This window comes from Ruegeria sp. CE9 (genome assembly GCF_056537425.1).
In genome coordinates this window covers 100,310-115,009 of sequence record NZ_JBQFRO010000012.1, presented here as the reverse complement: position 1 = coordinate 115,009, position 14,700 = coordinate 100,310, and the positions used below count along the sequence as shown (strand labels likewise).

Annotated in this window: 13 protein-coding genes; 7 read left to right on the top strand and 6 right to left on the bottom strand. The window is 59.7% G+C overall.

All coding sequences use genetic code 11. The features are described 5' to 3' along the window. Window positions 1–106: 106 nt before the first annotated feature. The 4 genes from cobD to ACR0B3_RS19565 all read left to right on the top strand — a co-directional run bounded on the left by cobD (window position 107) and on the right by ACR0B3_RS19565 (window position 3,985). The gene (gene cobD / locus ACR0B3_RS19580) at window positions 107–1,072 is read left to right on the top strand and encodes a threonine-phosphate decarboxylase CobD (protein ID WP_480810513.1); all 966 of its coding nucleotides are present in this window, start codon (window positions 107–109) and stop codon (window positions 1,070–1,072) included. Then, window positions 1,069–1,989, top strand: coding sequence for an adenosylcobinamide-phosphate synthase CbiB (gene cbiB / locus ACR0B3_RS19575; protein WP_480810512.1), 921 nt, complete (start codon window positions 1,069–1,071; stop codon window positions 1,987–1,989). Before cobD ends, cbiB begins: the two co-directional genes overlap by 4 nt. A 12-nt stretch (window positions 1,990–2,001) precedes the next feature. Then, window positions 2,002–3,165, top strand: coding sequence for a lytic murein transglycosylase (locus tag ACR0B3_RS19570; protein ID WP_480810511.1), 1,164 nt, complete (start codon window positions 2,002–2,004; stop codon window positions 3,163–3,165). Between the two features lie 88 nt (window positions 3,166–3,253). Beyond that, window positions 3,254–3,985 (top strand): class I SAM-dependent methyltransferase, encoded by a 732-nt coding sequence (locus ACR0B3_RS19565; protein WP_480810510.1) that lies wholly within the window; start codon window positions 3,254–3,256, stop codon window positions 3,983–3,985. 215 nt (window positions 3,986–4,200) lie between these two features. On the opposite strand, the gene ACR0B3_RS19560 is transcribed toward ACR0B3_RS19565, so the two are convergent. Then, window positions 4,201–5,775: an arylsulfatase gene (locus tag ACR0B3_RS19560; protein ID WP_480810509.1), complete on the bottom strand. Its 1,575-nt coding sequence runs from the start codon at window positions 5,773–5,775 to the stop codon at window positions 4,201–4,203. A 155-nt stretch (window positions 5,776–5,930) separates the two neighbouring features. Here ACR0B3_RS19560 and ACR0B3_RS19555 point away from each other — a divergent pair, with 155 nt between their 5' ends. After that, the gene (locus ACR0B3_RS19555) at window positions 5,931–6,830 is read left to right on the top strand and encodes a LysR family transcriptional regulator (RefSeq protein ID WP_480810508.1); all 900 of its coding nucleotides are present in this window, start codon (window positions 5,931–5,933) and stop codon (window positions 6,828–6,830) included. 196 nt (window positions 6,831–7,026) lie between these two features. Here the strand turns inward: ACR0B3_RS19555 and ACR0B3_RS19550 are convergent, their stop codons facing one another. The 4 genes from ACR0B3_RS19550 to ACR0B3_RS19535 form a co-directional block, all read right to left on the bottom strand. Beyond that, the gene (locus tag ACR0B3_RS19550; protein ID WP_170686644.1) at window positions 7,027–7,377 is read right to left on the bottom strand and encodes a hypothetical protein; all 351 of its coding nucleotides are present in this window, start codon (window positions 7,375–7,377) and stop codon (window positions 7,027–7,029) included. A 53-nt stretch (window positions 7,378–7,430) separates the two neighbouring features. After that, window positions 7,431–10,886, bottom strand: a complete 3,456-nt coding sequence (locus tag ACR0B3_RS19545; protein ID WP_480810507.1) for a chromosome segregation SMC family protein — start codon at window positions 10,884–10,886, stop codon at window positions 7,431–7,433. Between the two features lie 141 nt (window positions 10,887–11,027). Then, a complete protein-coding gene (locus ACR0B3_RS19540; RefSeq protein ID WP_480810506.1) occupies window positions 11,028–11,423 on the bottom strand; it encodes a hypothetical protein in 396 nt (131 codons plus the stop codon). Between the two features lie 44 nt (window positions 11,424–11,467). Next, window positions 11,468–12,661: an aminotransferase-like domain-containing protein gene (locus ACR0B3_RS19535; RefSeq protein ID WP_480810505.1), complete on the bottom strand. Its 1,194-nt coding sequence runs from the start codon at window positions 12,659–12,661 to the stop codon at window positions 11,468–11,470. A gap of 151 nt (window positions 12,662–12,812) precedes the next feature. Between ACR0B3_RS19535 and ACR0B3_RS19530 the strand changes: the two genes are divergently transcribed. Both ACR0B3_RS19530 and ACR0B3_RS19525 read left to right on the top strand, forming a co-directional pair. Then, a complete protein-coding gene (locus ACR0B3_RS19530) occupies window positions 12,813–13,583 on the top strand; it encodes an FCD domain-containing protein (protein ID WP_170686640.1) in 771 nt (256 codons plus the stop codon). Further along, window positions 13,583–14,071 (top strand): metal-dependent hydrolase, encoded by a 489-nt coding sequence (locus ACR0B3_RS19525; protein ID WP_480810504.1) that lies wholly within the window; start codon window positions 13,583–13,585, stop codon window positions 14,069–14,071. The genes ACR0B3_RS19530 and ACR0B3_RS19525 overlap by 1 nt, the downstream gene beginning before the upstream one ends. A 67-nt stretch (window positions 14,072–14,138) precedes the next feature. Here ACR0B3_RS19525 and ACR0B3_RS19520 read toward each other — a convergent pair whose 3' ends face one another. Next, window positions 14,139–14,699, bottom strand: a complete 561-nt coding sequence (locus ACR0B3_RS19520; protein ID WP_170686638.1) for a F0F1 ATP synthase subunit B — start codon at window positions 14,697–14,699, stop codon at window positions 14,139–14,141. Window position 14,700 lies beyond the last annotated feature (1 nt).

Below are 14,700 nucleotides of genomic sequence, written 5' to 3'. Positions count from 1 at the left end.
AAAGTGTTAACAGCGCCCGCACAGGGCCGTGAACACCCGGATTCGCTTGTGTGAACGGCAAAAATCCGCTTGAAGCAGCTGAAATGAACGATTCCGGCTGGGACTGATGGTTGGACAAGATGACAGATTGAACCCACGGGCAGCGCGCGATCATGGCGGCGGGCTGGATGGCGCGATGGCGCGGTTCGGCGGTGCGCGCAGGAATTGGATCGACCTGTCGACCGGGATCAACCCGCACCCGTATGACGTCTCTGGCCTGCAGCCCTCGGACTGGATGGAACTGCCGGATCATGGCGCGTTCGAGCGCCTGTCGAAGGCAGCGCGCAAGTTTTGGAACGTACCGGACGGGGCCGAGATACTGCCTGCCCCCGGCGCATCAGCCGTGATCGCGCGCATTCCGGCGCTGGCGCCGACGAGCCGAGTGCAAATCACGATGCCCACCTACAACGAACATGCCGCCGCATTCACCGCGCAGGGCTGGACGGTGCAGGACACTGGACCCACTGAGGCGCGGGTGATCGTACACCCCAACAATCCCGATGGGCGCAACTGGCACGAAGCGGATGCCAATGCCCAGCTGACCGTGATTGATGAAAGCTTTTGCGACGTGATCCCCAACGCTTCATTGATCCATCTGGCGGAGCGGCCCGGGGTGATCGTCCTGAAAAGCTTTGGCAAGTTTTGGGGGCTGGCTGGGCTGCGGCTGGGCTTTGCAATCGGCCATCCGAACCTGATCGCAAGGCTGAATGATCTGACCGGCCCCTGGGCGGTCTCTGGCCCCGCTTTGCGGATCGGCGCGCGGGCCTTGCGCGACACGGGTTGGGCCGAAGAGACTCGGGTGCGCCTGGCCGATGAAGCGTCACGGCTGGATCAGCTTATAACGGCTAAAGGTGCGCGGTTGATCGGCGGCACCAGCCTGTTCCGCCTCTATGACGTAGACGATGCCGCCGTTTGGCAGAACCGGTTGGCACAGGCACATATCTGGAGCCGCATATTCCCCTATTCCAAAACCTACCTGCGCCTTGGATTACCGCCTGCTGAAGGCTGGACACGACTGGAGGCCGCGCTGTGAGCACGGCGTTCCTGTTGGTCTGCGCCCTGTGTCTGGACGCAGCATTGGGTGAGCCGGATTGGCTGTGGTCGCGCGTCCGCCACCCTGCAGTCCTGATGGGCAATGCGATTGGTTGGCTGGACAATCGACTGAACCATGGGGCGCATCGTCGTCTCAAAGGCGTTTTGGCGGTGATTGTCCTGGTACTGGCCGCATTCGTACTGGGCCGCGTGCTGGCCCTGCTGGGCCCGATCGCCGAGATCGTGATCTGCGCCATCCATCTGGCGCAAAAGTCCCTTGTCACCCATGTTCGCGCGGTGGGTGAAGGACTGCTGTGCTCGCTTGCTGAAGGGCGCGCGCAGGTCGCCATGATTGTCTCGCGCGATACGCGGGACATGACCGAGGCGCAGGTCGCCCGATCCGCCATCGAAAGCGCCGCCGAGAACCTGAGCGACGGGGTGATCGCCCCCGCCTTCTGGTTTCTGATCGCAGGTCTGCCGGGGTTGCTGGTCTACAAGGCGGTCAACACCGCTGACAGCATGATCGGTTATCGCAATGAGAAATATCGCGCCTTTGGCTGGGCTGCGGCACGATTGGATGATGCGTTGAACCTGATCCCGGCGCGTTTGACCTTTGTGATGATCGTGGCGCTGTCCGGGCAATGGTCCCGCTGGGCCGAGATGGTGGCGGACGCCCGCCGCCACATCTCACCCAATGCAGGCTGGCCCGAGGCCGCGATGGCCCGGGCGCTGGATATCGCGCTGGCCGGGCCGCGCAGCTATGACGGAAAGATGCGGGATCTTGCCTGGGTGAACGGAAATGCGCGGCAAAATATCGACGCAGCAGAGGTTTTTCGCGCATCAGACATACTCTGGCAGGTCTGGGGGCTTGCGCTTGGGCTCGTGTCGGTGTGGGTTGGGCTTAACTTCATTTTCTGACGGATCAAACCCATGCGTTTTCTTTCCGGCATTGTCGCCGCCACCCTATTCGCCGCACCCGCCTTTGCCCAATGCGGCGGCGGGTTCAATCCCTTCGTCGATGGGTTGAAGGCTGAGGCCGTTCAACAAGGGTTCGACAAATCCACCGTCAACAGCTTTTTCCAAGGCGTCCAGCAGGACGGTGCTGTGCTGAAGGCCGACCGGGCGCAGGGTGTGTTCCAGAAACCGTTCATCGATTTTTCGCGTCGCCTGATCTCGCAAAACCGGATTGACCGCGGGCAGGCCATGTCTGGGAAATACGATGCAGTGTTTGACCAGATCGAGCGGGAATACGGCATCTCGCGTGGCGTGTTGCTGGCGTTCTGGGCATTCGAGACCGATTACGGCTCTTTTCAGGGCGATTTCAACACCCGCAATGCGCTTGTAACGCTGGCCCATGATTGCCGCCGCCCCGAACTGTTTCGACCGCAAATCTTTGCCGCGATCGAGCTGTATCAACAGGGCAATTTCGATCCTGCTCGCACCACCGGTGCATGGGCGGGTGAGATCGGCATGGTGCAAATGCTGCCGCGCGATATCTTGGAAAACGGCGTGGATGGGGATGGCAACGGCAAGGTCTCTCTGAAAACCTCAGCACCTGATGCGTTGATGTCGGGGGCCAAGATGCTGTCGCATCTGGGGTGGCAACCGGGTCAACCCTGGCTGCAAGAGGTCATCGTGCCCGCACAGATGGACTGGTCCCTGTCCGGCCCCGGAAAACCGCGCCCGATCTCAGAGTGGCAGGCGATGGGTGTGCAGCCACGCAGCGGTTCGCTGGCCAACCTGCCCGCCTCGCTGATCCTGCCGCAAGGCCACAAGGGGCCAGCCTTCCTCGCCTATCCGAATTTCGACGTCTATTTCGAATGGAACCAAAGCTTTGTCTATGTCCTGACCGCCGCGTATTTCGGCACACGGCTGGAAGGCGCGCAGATCTACAACGCAGGCAACCCGGCACCCGGGCTGAACGGTGCGCAGATGAAACAACTGCAGACCAAGCTGCAGGCGCGCGGTTACAACGTGGGTAAGATTGACGGCATCCTCGGGGCCGGCACGCGGGCGGCGGTACAGGCCGAGCAGGCGCGGTTGGGCTTGCCAGCGGATGCATGGCCAACGGCTGACCTGCTTGGTCGGCTGTAACGTCCCCCTTATCGCCATCTACCATTTGCGGCCTACTGGACATTTCTCTAGGCTGGCCGCAGCGCCCGAAACCCCCTGAGTTCATTCCATGACAATCGATGATCGCCGTAAACTGCTTGCCGATGTTCTGCGCCCATTTGAAGTGGGGCACCCGCTGATCCGGATTGGTGCCTTTGGCGATGGCGGTTATCTGGTGCCGAGTGATCTGCACGGGATCAAAGCCTGCTTTTCACCGGGCGTTTCCCGGCAATCGAGCTTTGAGCTTGATTTGGCCAAATGGGGCATTCCGTCAATCATGGCCGATGCCTCGGTGGATGGGCCCGCCGAGGCGATCCCCGGCGCGACATTCTCGAAACTGTTTCTCGGCCCGCGCACTGAAGGCGATACGATCTCGCTTGAGGACTGGATGGCGCAGCATGCGCCCGAGACTGGGGATCTGATGCTGCAGATAGACATCGAAGCCGCTGAATACCCGGTTTTTGAGACCCTGCCTAGCGCGCTGCTCGACCGGTTCCGGATCATCGTGATCGAGCTACACCGGATCCCCTCGATCCTGACCAAGCCGCGCTTTTTCGAGAAAGCGAAACCGCTATATGAATTGATCGGCGCCAATTTCACATGTGCCCATTTGCACACCAACAACGCGTCCGGCTCAATGGTGATCGAAGGGGTCGAGTTCCCCCGGGTCGTTGAGGCCACATTCATCCGCAATGACCGGGTGAAAGAGCCACGCCCGATTTCGACGCTTCCGCACCAACTGGACGTGGCGCATCATTCGAAGCGACCCGATATCGCTGTGCCGGATGAGTGGTTGGGGTAGTCCGTCTGGGAGAGCTTGCGCAACAATCGTAGTGGTTGGAACTGGAGATTTGGTGACAGGCCGCTATCGAGGTCGGCTTTGAGCCCAAACCTACCAATGCTGCTCTAGGTCCAAATGAAATCTTGGTTCATAAGCGGTCCTTTGTCGGCAAGTGTATCCCGCGAGTTCTTGTTAGGATCGGGAGGCAAGGATTGGTGCCTCCCGTGAATTGATTTCTACTGTGACATCCCGCCTTCGGTCGAGATTTGTTCTTCAACGTGACCTCGGTTGGTGACGTTCGAACCCCGTGGAGGATAGTTCTTGAACGTAGAAAGATGGTTTTGAACGATTTTAGCCGCCGGCCCAAATGCCCACATCTTGTTGCCCATCCAGCGGGTATACATCCCGGATTCCTCGGCCGCTTTTTCGTAAGGATCGCGACGCAGGTTGAACAGCAGGGGTGCGTTCAGTTCCTCCTTGGGGCCAGCCCAGCCTTCGGATTGGATCGTGAAATGGGCTTTCCAGTCACCATGGCGTACGGCTTGCAGGTCCGGTCCTTCGTAGTAGATGATCTCGTCCCGGTTGCTCTCGCCCTCACCAGTCAGGAAAGACAGTTGGTTATATCCATCGAGATGCACCTGATAGCCTTGGTAGCCATCCAGCAATGATCCAGTCAGATCCTCGGGCCCTCCGGCAGCAGCGACGAGGGTGGGCATCCAGTCAAGTCCGGCAAAAATACCGTTGCTCACTGTTCCGGCAGGGACTTTTCCGGGCCAGCGAATGATGGCTGGGACGCGGAAGCCGCCTTCCCATGTTGTGCCCTTTTCGCCATGGAACGGCGTTGTTCCACCGTCGGGCCAAGTCATGGTTTCGGGGCCGTTGTCAGACGTAAAGACAACAATTGTGTTGTCTGAGACGCCAAGTTCGTCCAACCGCGCCATGACTTTGCCTACGTTGTCGTCCAGCTCTTTCATCACGACGTCCTGCAAACCGCGCCCTTCGCCCAGCATGGCCTCGTATTCGGGGCTCAGATGCGTCCAGACGTGCGCCCGCGCCGGTGCCATCCAGACAAAGAACGGCGTATCGCTGTCGACTGCGCGGTTGATGAAGTCCAGCGTGTGGGCTGTCACCTCGTTGTCCAGCGTCTTTTGCCGTTCAGGCGGGGCCGGGCCATCGTCGATGATGCGTTGCTTGCCAACAAGACCCCAGCGCGGGTCCACAGTTTCATCGACTGTATCCGTGGCATACGCGTGGATGATGTTCCGAGGGCCAAACGTGTCATTGAATTTCTGATCTTTCGGCCAGTCCGGGTCGGATGTGTATTCCATCGCGTTCAGATGATAGAGCCAGCCCCAATATTCATCAAAACCCTTCACCGTTGGCAGGAATTTGTTCATATCACCTAGATGGTTCTTGCCAAATTGCCCGGTCGTGTAGCCCAGAGTTTTTAGCATATTGGCCAAGGTCGGATCATCTTCGCTCAGACCTTTTTCGGGGTCTCCAGGCAGGCCGACTGTGTGCATTCCGGTGCGAACCGGCAATTGTCCGGTGATAAAGGCGGATCGCCCAGCGGTGCAGCTTGGCTGGGCATAATAGTCCGTCAAACGCATGCCGTCAGCGGCCAGCTGATCAAGATTGGGGGTTTGGATGCTCTTCACGCCTTGATGATAGCTGCCAAGACTGGCCCAGCCGACATCGTCGGCCATGATGACAAGGATATTGGGTTGCTCGGTTTCGGCCAAAACCGGCATGGCACCGACTGATGCCGTGGCCAGCGTGGCGGAAACCGCAATAGATCGAAGAATGAACATTGTTACCTCTGTGGACGTGGAAGACGATTCGATGGTGGGAATACCGAAGGGTCCATCAGGGATATCGATTGAGACTTTCTTGTCGCAACAGTGCTTTACCATGATTTCATATTGTGAAAACTAAAACACAAAACCTGAAACATTTAGGCCGTAGGATGAACCAAAACGCTTTGACCGCCTTTCTCGCATTGGCTGAAACCGGCAGTTTCCAAAACGCTGCTCGTGCGATGGGTGTCTCCAACGCGTCGTTGTCCCGCTATGTCGGGCAGGCTGAGGACCACACGGGACTTGTTTTGTTCCATCGCAGCCGAAATAGCAGCACGTTGACACGCGCGGGGCAGGCGTTTTTGCCAATCGCCCAGGCGTTACGTGAAGACCTGGACCGCTATGCGAGCCGTGTTTCCGGATTGCGCGAAGCCGGTCCGGGCACTTTGCTGATCGGTTGCGGGCCGCTCACGACAAGGACCCTGATCCTGCCTGTCTTGCGGGCCGTCCGAAAAACAATGCCTGACCTGCGCTTCCAAATTCTGGTGAGTGCCTACGCGCGCCCGCTGGATTTATTGCAGGCAGGGGAATTCGACGTGTTCCTCGGTGATCTGACCTACACACCTGAAGCAGAAGATGTAGAGATCATTGTGATGGAGAAACAACTCATCCAGTTCGTTGCTCATCGAGATCATGAGATTCACCAGCTCGGCCCGCAAACTATGGCAGGCATTTTCGATTTTCCCTTTGCATCGCCCCATCTCCACAAACATTGGAAAGCCGCTCTGACTAAAGCGCTTGGCGGCGGTGCGGAGGCGGTTAAAAAGGTTGATGCGCAGCCGCATATCGAATGCGACGACTACAACCTCCTGACTGGGCTGCTAGCAGAGCCTGAATTTATCGTTGGAGGGAGGCCGGACACATTCGCAGAGCTAATCCGTGCAAAGGCTGTCAAACCCGTGTCGATGAAACAGAACCTTACATGGAACATTTGCGCCGCGCGCAAATCGCAGAACACGTCTGCCGCGGTTGAATTGGTTTGGCATGAACTTGCCAAGTATCGGGCGTGATCGGTGGCGGGAGGCACAGGGAGACCTGTAACCGAAGCATTTTCTGGCACAAACGTAGATTGTTTTCTTAGGCCGGTCAAAACTGCCGAAGTTCCGCTTAGGTGCCGAGAGCAGCTTTTTGAATGCAATTGACCAACGGCAGAAAAGTCCCGCAAAGCCGCCATTGAAGCAAGAAGCTCGCAGTCACTTACGCCAATCATTCGGGCCGCACCGGATAACGGTCGCCTTTCTCATCAATCAGAATCAGCCGCTCGCCACTGCGCACAAACAGATCGCACCGGCTGAACCCGTTGCGATAGGCGATGCAGATGCTGCCGTCTTCGGCGATCGAATAGGTGCCAAAGGCAGATTCGCCGCTTGCATAGGTATAGGAATAGGCCCCTCCGGCCGAGTATTTGGACTGCCCGTCATCGTAGAATGTCAGCGTCTGGCCCGCCAAAGCCTCAAGCTCTTGCGGGTTGAGCGGCTTGTCTCCGGGTTTGGTGGCCCATTCGGCGGCAGAAATCGGTGAGGCACAGAGCAGCAATGGGATCAGAAATCGGGTCATGCGCTACCCTAACCCGGCTGTCTTCGAATGGGTCATAACGTTGCAGTGATCGCTCAGGCGACCATCTGTTCGGCCTTCTTGAGATCGACCGAAACCAGTTGGCTGACGCCTTGTTCCTGCATGGTCACGCCGAACAGCCGATCCATCCGCGCCATGGTAACCGCGTGGTGGGTGATGATCAGGAACCGCGTGTCGGTCTGGCGGCACATCTCGTCCAGCAAGTCGCAGAAGCGGGTGACGTTGGCGTCGTCCAGCGGCGCGTCGACCTCGTCGAGCACGCAGATCGGGGCCGGGTTGGCGAGGAAGACGCCAAAGATCAGCGCGGTTGCGGTCAGGGTCTGCTCTCCACCCGACAGCAGGCTGAGGGTCGAGAGCTTTTTGCCCGGTGGTTGGCACATGATTTCCAGCCCTGCGTCCAGCGGATCGTCGCTTTCGACCATGACCAGATTGGCTTCACCGCCGCCGAAGAGATGCTTGAATAACATTGCGAAGTTCGAATTCACCTGTTCAAACGCGGTCAGCAGACGCTCGCGCCCTTCGCGATTGAGGCTGGCAATGCCGCTGCGCAAGGCCTTGATCGCCTCTTCCAGATCACCCTTTTCCCCGCTCAGCGTGTCGAATTCTTCCTGAACCTCTTTGCTGTCCTCTTCGGCGCGCAGGTTCACCGCGCCCATCGCATCGCGCTGGCGTTTGTGGCGATTGACCTCTGCTTCCAGAGCGTCAGCAGCGGGCATCTGATCGGGGTTGGTGTCGAGCTGGTTCAGCAACTGGTTTGGCGTCAGTTGCTGATCCTCGGCAATCCGTTCCGCCGCTGCGACCACGCTTTCCTTGGCTGCGTCACAGCGCGCCTCAGCCGCCGCCCGGCTTTCGCGAGCTTCCGAGGCCAGACGTTCTGCTTCGCGTTCCGCCAGCACAACTTCGCGCTGCTGGGTTTCGGCCTCGGCCAGCTTATCGGCAGCTTCGGCGCGACGGGCTTCGGCGGTTTCGATCAGCTCGTTCAGTTCCTCGCGCGCTTCGGCGATTTCACCGGGGGCGGCCATGGCTTCAGATAGTTCTTCCTCGGAACTTTCCTTGCGTTCGGCCAGTTCTGAAATACGTTTTTCGGCCGTTTCCAGACGGTGCCGCCATCCGCTAAGATCTTTGGTGACCTCTTGGCTGCGGCGGGTGCGGGCCTCACCTTCACGGCGCAGCTCGTCATGGGTCGAACGGTGCGTCAGCATGGTGATCCGCGCCGCCTCGACCGTTTGTTTGATATCTTCGACCTGCGCACGGGCGCTGTCGAGGTCACCAAGCCCGGTCAGCGCCGCTTCGGCCTCGCGCAACTGAGCGCGGGCGGACATGGCGTCTTCCTTGTGCCGGTCGACGGCGAGGGTTAGCGTCTCCAGCTTGCCTTGCGCCAGATTGCGATCCGCCTCGGCGCGGCTCAGCATCCGAGCGGTTTCGGCCATGCGCTGATCGGCGGCTCGGCGGGCTTCGCGCGCGCGGCGGTCGGCTTCAGTCACGTCGGCCAGTTGCTGCGAAAGTGCCTCATGCGCGGCGCGGGCCCCGTCGGCTTGTGCCTCGGTGCGGGCGAGTTCCTGTTTCAGCGCTTCCAATTTGTTGAGCTGTTCCAGACGAAGGGCCGCAGCACTTGGCGCATCTTCGGCCCAAGCTCGGAACCCGTCCCAGCGCCACAGATCGCCCGAGCGCGAGACCAGCCGTTGACCGGGTTTCAGCGAAGCTTGTAGCCGTGCACCCTGATCCCCATCAACCAGACCGATCTGCGCGATGCGGCGGCTCAGGCGATCCGGGCCAGAGACATGCAGCGCCAGAGGCTCAGCGCCTTCCGGCAACGGTTGATCGCTGTCATATCCTGCAACCTGCACCCAGCCCGAGGGGCCATCACCTTCGACCAGCGGGGCGCGCAGGTCGTCTGCCAGCGCAGCTCCCAGTGCCTTTTCATAGCCCGATGCCACGCGCAGCATGTCGAGCACCTGCCCGCCCTCAGCCGTGTCGCGTTCGACCAGCTTGGCCAGCGCGGTAGTCTCGGCCCGGATCGCGCCCAATTCACCCTCGGCTTCGGAGCGTTTGGCGCGGGCTTCAGCCTCGCGGGCCTGCGTGTCATTGCGCAGCTCATCGGCGGCGGCAAGCGCTTCTTCGGCTGCTTCAGCGGCTTCGCGGGCCTCTTCTTCGCCCTCTTGCGCGGTCTCAAAGGCCTCGCTTGCGCGGGTCAGCGCATTGCGTGCGTCATCCACGGCGGCGCGGGCTTTTTCCTCTTCGCCCTCGGACCGAGCGAGGGTCTTGCGGCTGTCCTCGACCAGACGCTGCGCCGATTGATGGCGAGCGACCAGACGGGCCATGTCTTCGGTTTCCTGCGAAAGGCGATCTTCGCGATCCTGCAGTACAGACGCCGCCTCACGGGCAATCTCAGCAGCCTCGGCGACCTTCTCGTCGTAGCCCTCGGCGGCTTTGGCAAGCTCGCGGGCCTCCCATTCCAGCCGTTCGATCATCTCGCCAGCATCGCGGTTCAGGCCGGATTCGCGTTCGATGTCGTTGCCCAACTGCTGGATCCGGTTGGTCAGCGTCTCAATCGTCTGGCGCGCGCGGGTTTCCTGATCCGACAGCTGATCGCGCTGCACTTTCTGGCGTTGCAGGACGGCGGCGGCGATGGCCTGTTCCTCGCGCAGGGGTGGCAGGGTTTCCTCGATCTCAGCGCGCTTGGCGGCGGATTCGCGGGCGGCAGCTTCTGCTCGTGAGGCTTCGGTGATCCGGTCGCGCAGCTTTTCTTCTGCCGCTTGGCGGGCCATGTCGGCCTCTTTCCAGCGACGATAGAGCAACATCCCCTCGGCTTGGCGCAATTGCTCGCCGATCTCGCGGTAACGCGCGGCCTGACGGGCCTGACGGGCGAGTTGCGCCAACTGGCCACCCAACTGTTCCAGCACGTCATCAACGCGGGTCAGATTGGCCTCGGTGCCTTTCAGCTTGAGTTCCGCCTCATGGCGGCGCTGATAGAGGCCTGAAATCCCGGCTGCCTCTTCCAGAATGCGGCGGCGCGCGCGGGGCTTGGCGTTGATCAGCTCGGCAATGCGGTTCTGCCCCACCAGCGCGGGCGAATGCGCCCCGGTCGAGGCATCGGCGAACAGCATCTGCACATCGCGGGCGCGGACGTCTTTGCCGTTGGTCTTGTAGGCGCTACCCACGTCGCGGGTGATGCGGCGGACGATTTCAAGTTGGTCGCTTTCGTTGAAGCCTGAGGGCGCAAGGCGTTCCGAGTTGTCCATGGTCAGGACAACCTCGGCAAAGTTGCGTGCGGGCCGGGTGGCGGCACCCGCAAAGATCACATCCTCCATCGCGCCGCCGCGCATGGATTTGGGGCGGTTTTCGCCCATCACCCAGCGCAAGGCTTCCAGAAGGTTGGATTTGCCGCAGCCATTGGGACCCACAACTCCGGTCAGCCCGTCCGCGATGATCAGATCGGTCGGGTCAACGAAGCTTTTGAAGCCGGTCAGTTTGAGTTTGCTAAAGCGCAATGGCTGCTCGTGTTATGATTCCTCTGACTACAAAGTCTGCGCAAGGGATGGGCAAGGTGTCAACGTGATTGCGCAGGATATGGGATGATTGGTCAAGTTATCCACAATATCTTGGCAAAACTACGTGAGGTTTCGCGTATCTCAGTACGACGCGCATTCAAAGACCTGATACCCGTAATCTTCGTAGTATCCATAGTCGATGCATTCATAAGGACGGCGAAGGAGTGCACCAAAAATCAGCTTTTCCCCCAGTTCCTGGTCGCAGCCGAGCACACCCACAGTGATCGCCGCATCGCCCAAAACATCCAGAAGCGGGCAGCCCGAGACCTGCGCCATCGCCAATGCGGCCCTGTCCCGGATCGGACCAAGGCGCGGGGCGTATTGAGCGTTCACGCGGACGGCCTCGGCCAGTTCGTTGCGGACGCGGACGTCAAACACGCTGCCATTCACTGAGACCCGCATCGCGGGCAAGTCGCGGAAATAGGGAGTGCCACCCGAACAGGCGGCCAGCAGCAGGAAGGCGAGCAGACGGATCATACCGCCGTTCTTGCGGCAATATGGTTAACGAAACCTTTCGCCGATCAGGTGCGCAGCACTTCGCCTAGTCGCCGAATGCCTTCACGGATTGTGTCCTCATCCGAGTTGGAAAAACTCAGCCGGATTGTATTGGCCCCGGTGCCGTCCGGATAGAACGCCCCGCCGGGGACAAAGGCAAGCTTGACCGTTTCCAGAGCCCGGGCCAACAGATCGGCCCCATTGGTGCCTTTGGGCAGGGTTAGCCAGACGAACATACCGCCCTCAGGCCGGGTCCAGTCGACGCCGTCGGGCATGTGTTGGGCCAAGGCCCCAAGCATCGTGTCACGGCGTGCGGCATAGGCGCGGCGCAGCTTCGGGACGTGAGCATCGAAATGGTCCCGCGCCACTTGATGAACGGCCATTTGGTTGATCGTGGATGAATGCAGATCAGCGGCCTGTTTCAGCAGCACCAGTTGCGAGATCACTGGCTTGGCAGCCACCACCCAACCAACACGCAGACCGGGCGACAGGGTTTTCGAGAAGCTTCCGCAATAGATTGTGCGGCAGTTTTCAATCGATCCCTTGCGGGCCTGTTCCAACGCCAGAATTGGCGGGATCGGGTCGCCGTCATAGCGCAGCGCCTGATAAGCGCCGTCTTCGATCACGGCGCAGTCCAGATCGTCGGCCAGATCCAACAGAGCCTCCCTGCCCCGCAGGTCGACGGTCTCACCCGTCGGATTGGCAAAATCGGCGGAGAGGTAGGCGAACTTGATCGGGCTACCGCCTGCCGCGTCGCGATACTCAGCCGCGTCGCGATTGCCGTTGACACTCAGTTGGTCAAAGCGCGGCTCATAGGCGTCAAAGGCGTTGAGCGCGCCCAGATAGGTGGGCCAACCGACCAGCGCCGTATCGCCCGGAGACAGGAACAACTTGCCCAGATAATCCAGTGCCTGCTGCGAGCCCGAGGTGATGAGGATGTTGTCGATATCACACACCACCCCGATCCCGCGCATGTATCCGACCAGCCATTCGCGCAGCGGTGCATAGCCTTCGCTGACGGAATATTGCAGCGCCTGCGCCTGTTGATCCGGGCCAAGCGCGTTTTGGAACGCGTCGGCAAAGGCTTCTGCCGGAAACAGGTCGGGGTCAGGAATGCCGCCTGCAAAGGAAATGATACCTGGCTCACCCAAAAGCTTGAGCAATTCGCGAATCTCGGATGCTTTCATCCGGGAGGTACGGGTGGCGTAGAGTTGATCCATCTCAGCGGGCCTCCTCTGCCCTTGCGCAGCAGATTAGGCAAAGAGCAACTTATGTCAATAATGCTGACCTTATATTTCAATCTCCGTGAGCGACTTGATCCTCCCCCACAATCGTGGTCAGGTGAGTTGACCAATTTCCAGTGTTAGCCTCATGCCCTTTCAAAAAGTCCAGACCGAAAAACTGTCTTTGGCCGTAGTGCGCCAGATCGAGTTGCTGATCCTGCGCGGTATCCTGCGCCCCGGCGAACGCCTGCCCTCGGAAAGGGAACTGGCCGAGCGCATGGGCGTCTCACGCCCGTCGTTACGTGAAGCAATCGCGGACCTGCAGGATCAGGGGTTGCTGACCGCCAAGGCCGGATCGGGCATATACGTGGCCGAGGTTCTGGGATCAGCCTTCTCACCCGCGTTGATCCGGTTGTTCGGTAATCATGACGAGGCGGTGTTCGACTATCTCTCATTCCGGCGCGATATGGAGGGGCTGGCGGCCGAGCGCGCCGCGCGCATGGGCTCTGGCAGTGATCTGAAGGTGGTGCAGACCATTCTGGACAAGATGGAAGACGCCCATGCTCGCAATGCAGCCGAGGAAGAGGCGCATCTTGATGCCCAGTTTCACATGGCGATCATCGAGGCCAGCCACAATGTGGTGATGCTGCACATGATGCGATCAATGTTCGATCTGTTGCGGCGGGGCGTGTTCTACAACCGCCAGATCATGTTCCAACAGCGCACCACACGCGATGCCATTTTGGATCAACACCGCGCCATCAACGCCGCCTTGCAGGACCGTGACCCCAAGGGCGCACGCCAGGCGGTCGAGGATCATCTGAGTTTTGTCAAAAGCTGCATGGCCGATCAGCAGAAGGCCCTGCGCAACGAAGAGATCGCCCAGCAAAGGTTGAAGCACGAGACTGGAGAGGCTTGATGTTCATCGGGCATCTGCCGGGGGCTTATCTGATATTCCGGGCTACTGCGCCAATCCTTGGCAAACTTGCTTTTACAGCCGCGATGATCGGGGCCGTCGCACCCGATATCGATATCCTATGGTTTTATCTGGTTGATGATCGCGGGCACCATCATCATTCTTATCTGACCCACCGCCCGATCATCTGGGCTGGCTTTCTGCTGGCGGGCCTGTTGATCCGACAATGGTTTTATCGGGTCGGGACATTTCTAACCTTCCTCTGCGCTGGCGGTCTGGTACACCTGTTGCTGGATTCAATCACGGGTGAAGTTGCCTGGTTGTGGCCGTTATCGAACGCCACTTACCCATTGGTAACGGTACAGGCGACACATTCTCATTGGATACTGTCTTTTCTCAATCATTGGACGTTCAAGGTTGAGATCCTGATCGCCGTGGTCGCTCTGATCGTGCTTGTGGCGGCGTGGCGCAGATCACTGAGAAAATCATAATTCCGGACACAAAAAAACCCGAGCGCCTCGCAGCCCTCGGGTTTTTCAGATCATGTGATCCTGATGATCAGTGCAGTTTTTCACCCACATCCGCGATGGCGGCGTCGATCAGCTTGTTCGCCTGAGTGGCAGTCATCTGCTTGGCCAGCACAGCGTTGGCTGCCGAAACAGCAACGGTGATGGCCTGATCACGAACCTCTTTCACAGCCGAGGCTTCTGCAGATGCAATCTGATCCTGCGCAGCCGCCAGACGGCGTGCGATGGATTTCTCCAGATCGGCTTTGGCCTGCTCAGCGGCCAAAGCGGCGTCGTCCTTCGCAGCAGCCACAATGGCATCTGCCTGTGTCTGCACTTCACGCTGCTTGCGCTCATACGAGGCCAGCAGGCTGCGGGCTTCTTCGTGCAAGGCGCGGGCTTCGTCCAGCTCAGACTGAATGCCATCGGCCCGCTTGTCCAAAGCGCCGCCGATCATGCCGGGGACTTTGAAATAGAACAGGACCGCGATGAAGACGATGAAGCCCAGAGTGACAACAAAGTCGGTGTTGCCAAGCGAGAAGAACGGGCCGCTTGCGGCCAGCGCAGGGCTGGCTGCGCCAACGCTTAGGATAAGGGCAAGAGTGTTCCGCATG

Coding starts and splice junctions, on each gene's coding strand:
- cobD (WP_480810513.1), top strand. CDS start 107: ATGGTTGGACAAGATGACAGATTGAACCCACGGGCAGCGCGCGATCAT.
- ACR0B3_RS19570 (WP_480810511.1), top strand. CDS start 2,002: ATGCGTTTTCTTTCCGGCATTGTCGCCGCCACCCTATTCGCCGCACCC.
- ACR0B3_RS19565 (WP_480810510.1), top strand. CDS start 3,254: ATGACAATCGATGATCGCCGTAAACTGCTTGCCGATGTTCTGCGCCCA.
- ACR0B3_RS19560 (WP_480810509.1), bottom strand. CDS start 5,775: ATGTTCATTCTTCGATCTATTGCGGTTTCCGCCACGCTGGCCACGGCA.
- ACR0B3_RS19555 (WP_480810508.1), top strand. CDS start 5,931: ATGAACCAAAACGCTTTGACCGCCTTTCTCGCATTGGCTGAAACCGGC.
- ACR0B3_RS19550 (WP_170686644.1), bottom strand. CDS start 7,377: ATGACCCGATTTCTGATCCCATTGCTGCTCTGTGCCTCACCGATTTCT.
- ACR0B3_RS19540 (WP_480810506.1), bottom strand. CDS start 11,423: ATGATCCGTCTGCTCGCCTTCCTGCTGCTGGCCGCCTGTTCGGGTGGC.
- ACR0B3_RS19535 (WP_480810505.1), bottom strand. CDS start 12,661: ATGGATCAACTCTACGCCACCCGTACCTCCCGGATGAAAGCATCCGAG.
- ACR0B3_RS19530 (WP_170686640.1), top strand. CDS start 12,813: ATGCCCTTTCAAAAAGTCCAGACCGAAAAACTGTCTTTGGCCGTAGTG.
- ACR0B3_RS19525 (WP_480810504.1), top strand. CDS start 13,583: ATGTTCATCGGGCATCTGCCGGGGGCTTATCTGATATTCCGGGCTACT.
- ACR0B3_RS19520 (WP_170686638.1), bottom strand. CDS start 14,699: ATGCGGAACACTCTTGCCCTTATCCTAAGCGTTGGCGCAGCCAGCCCT.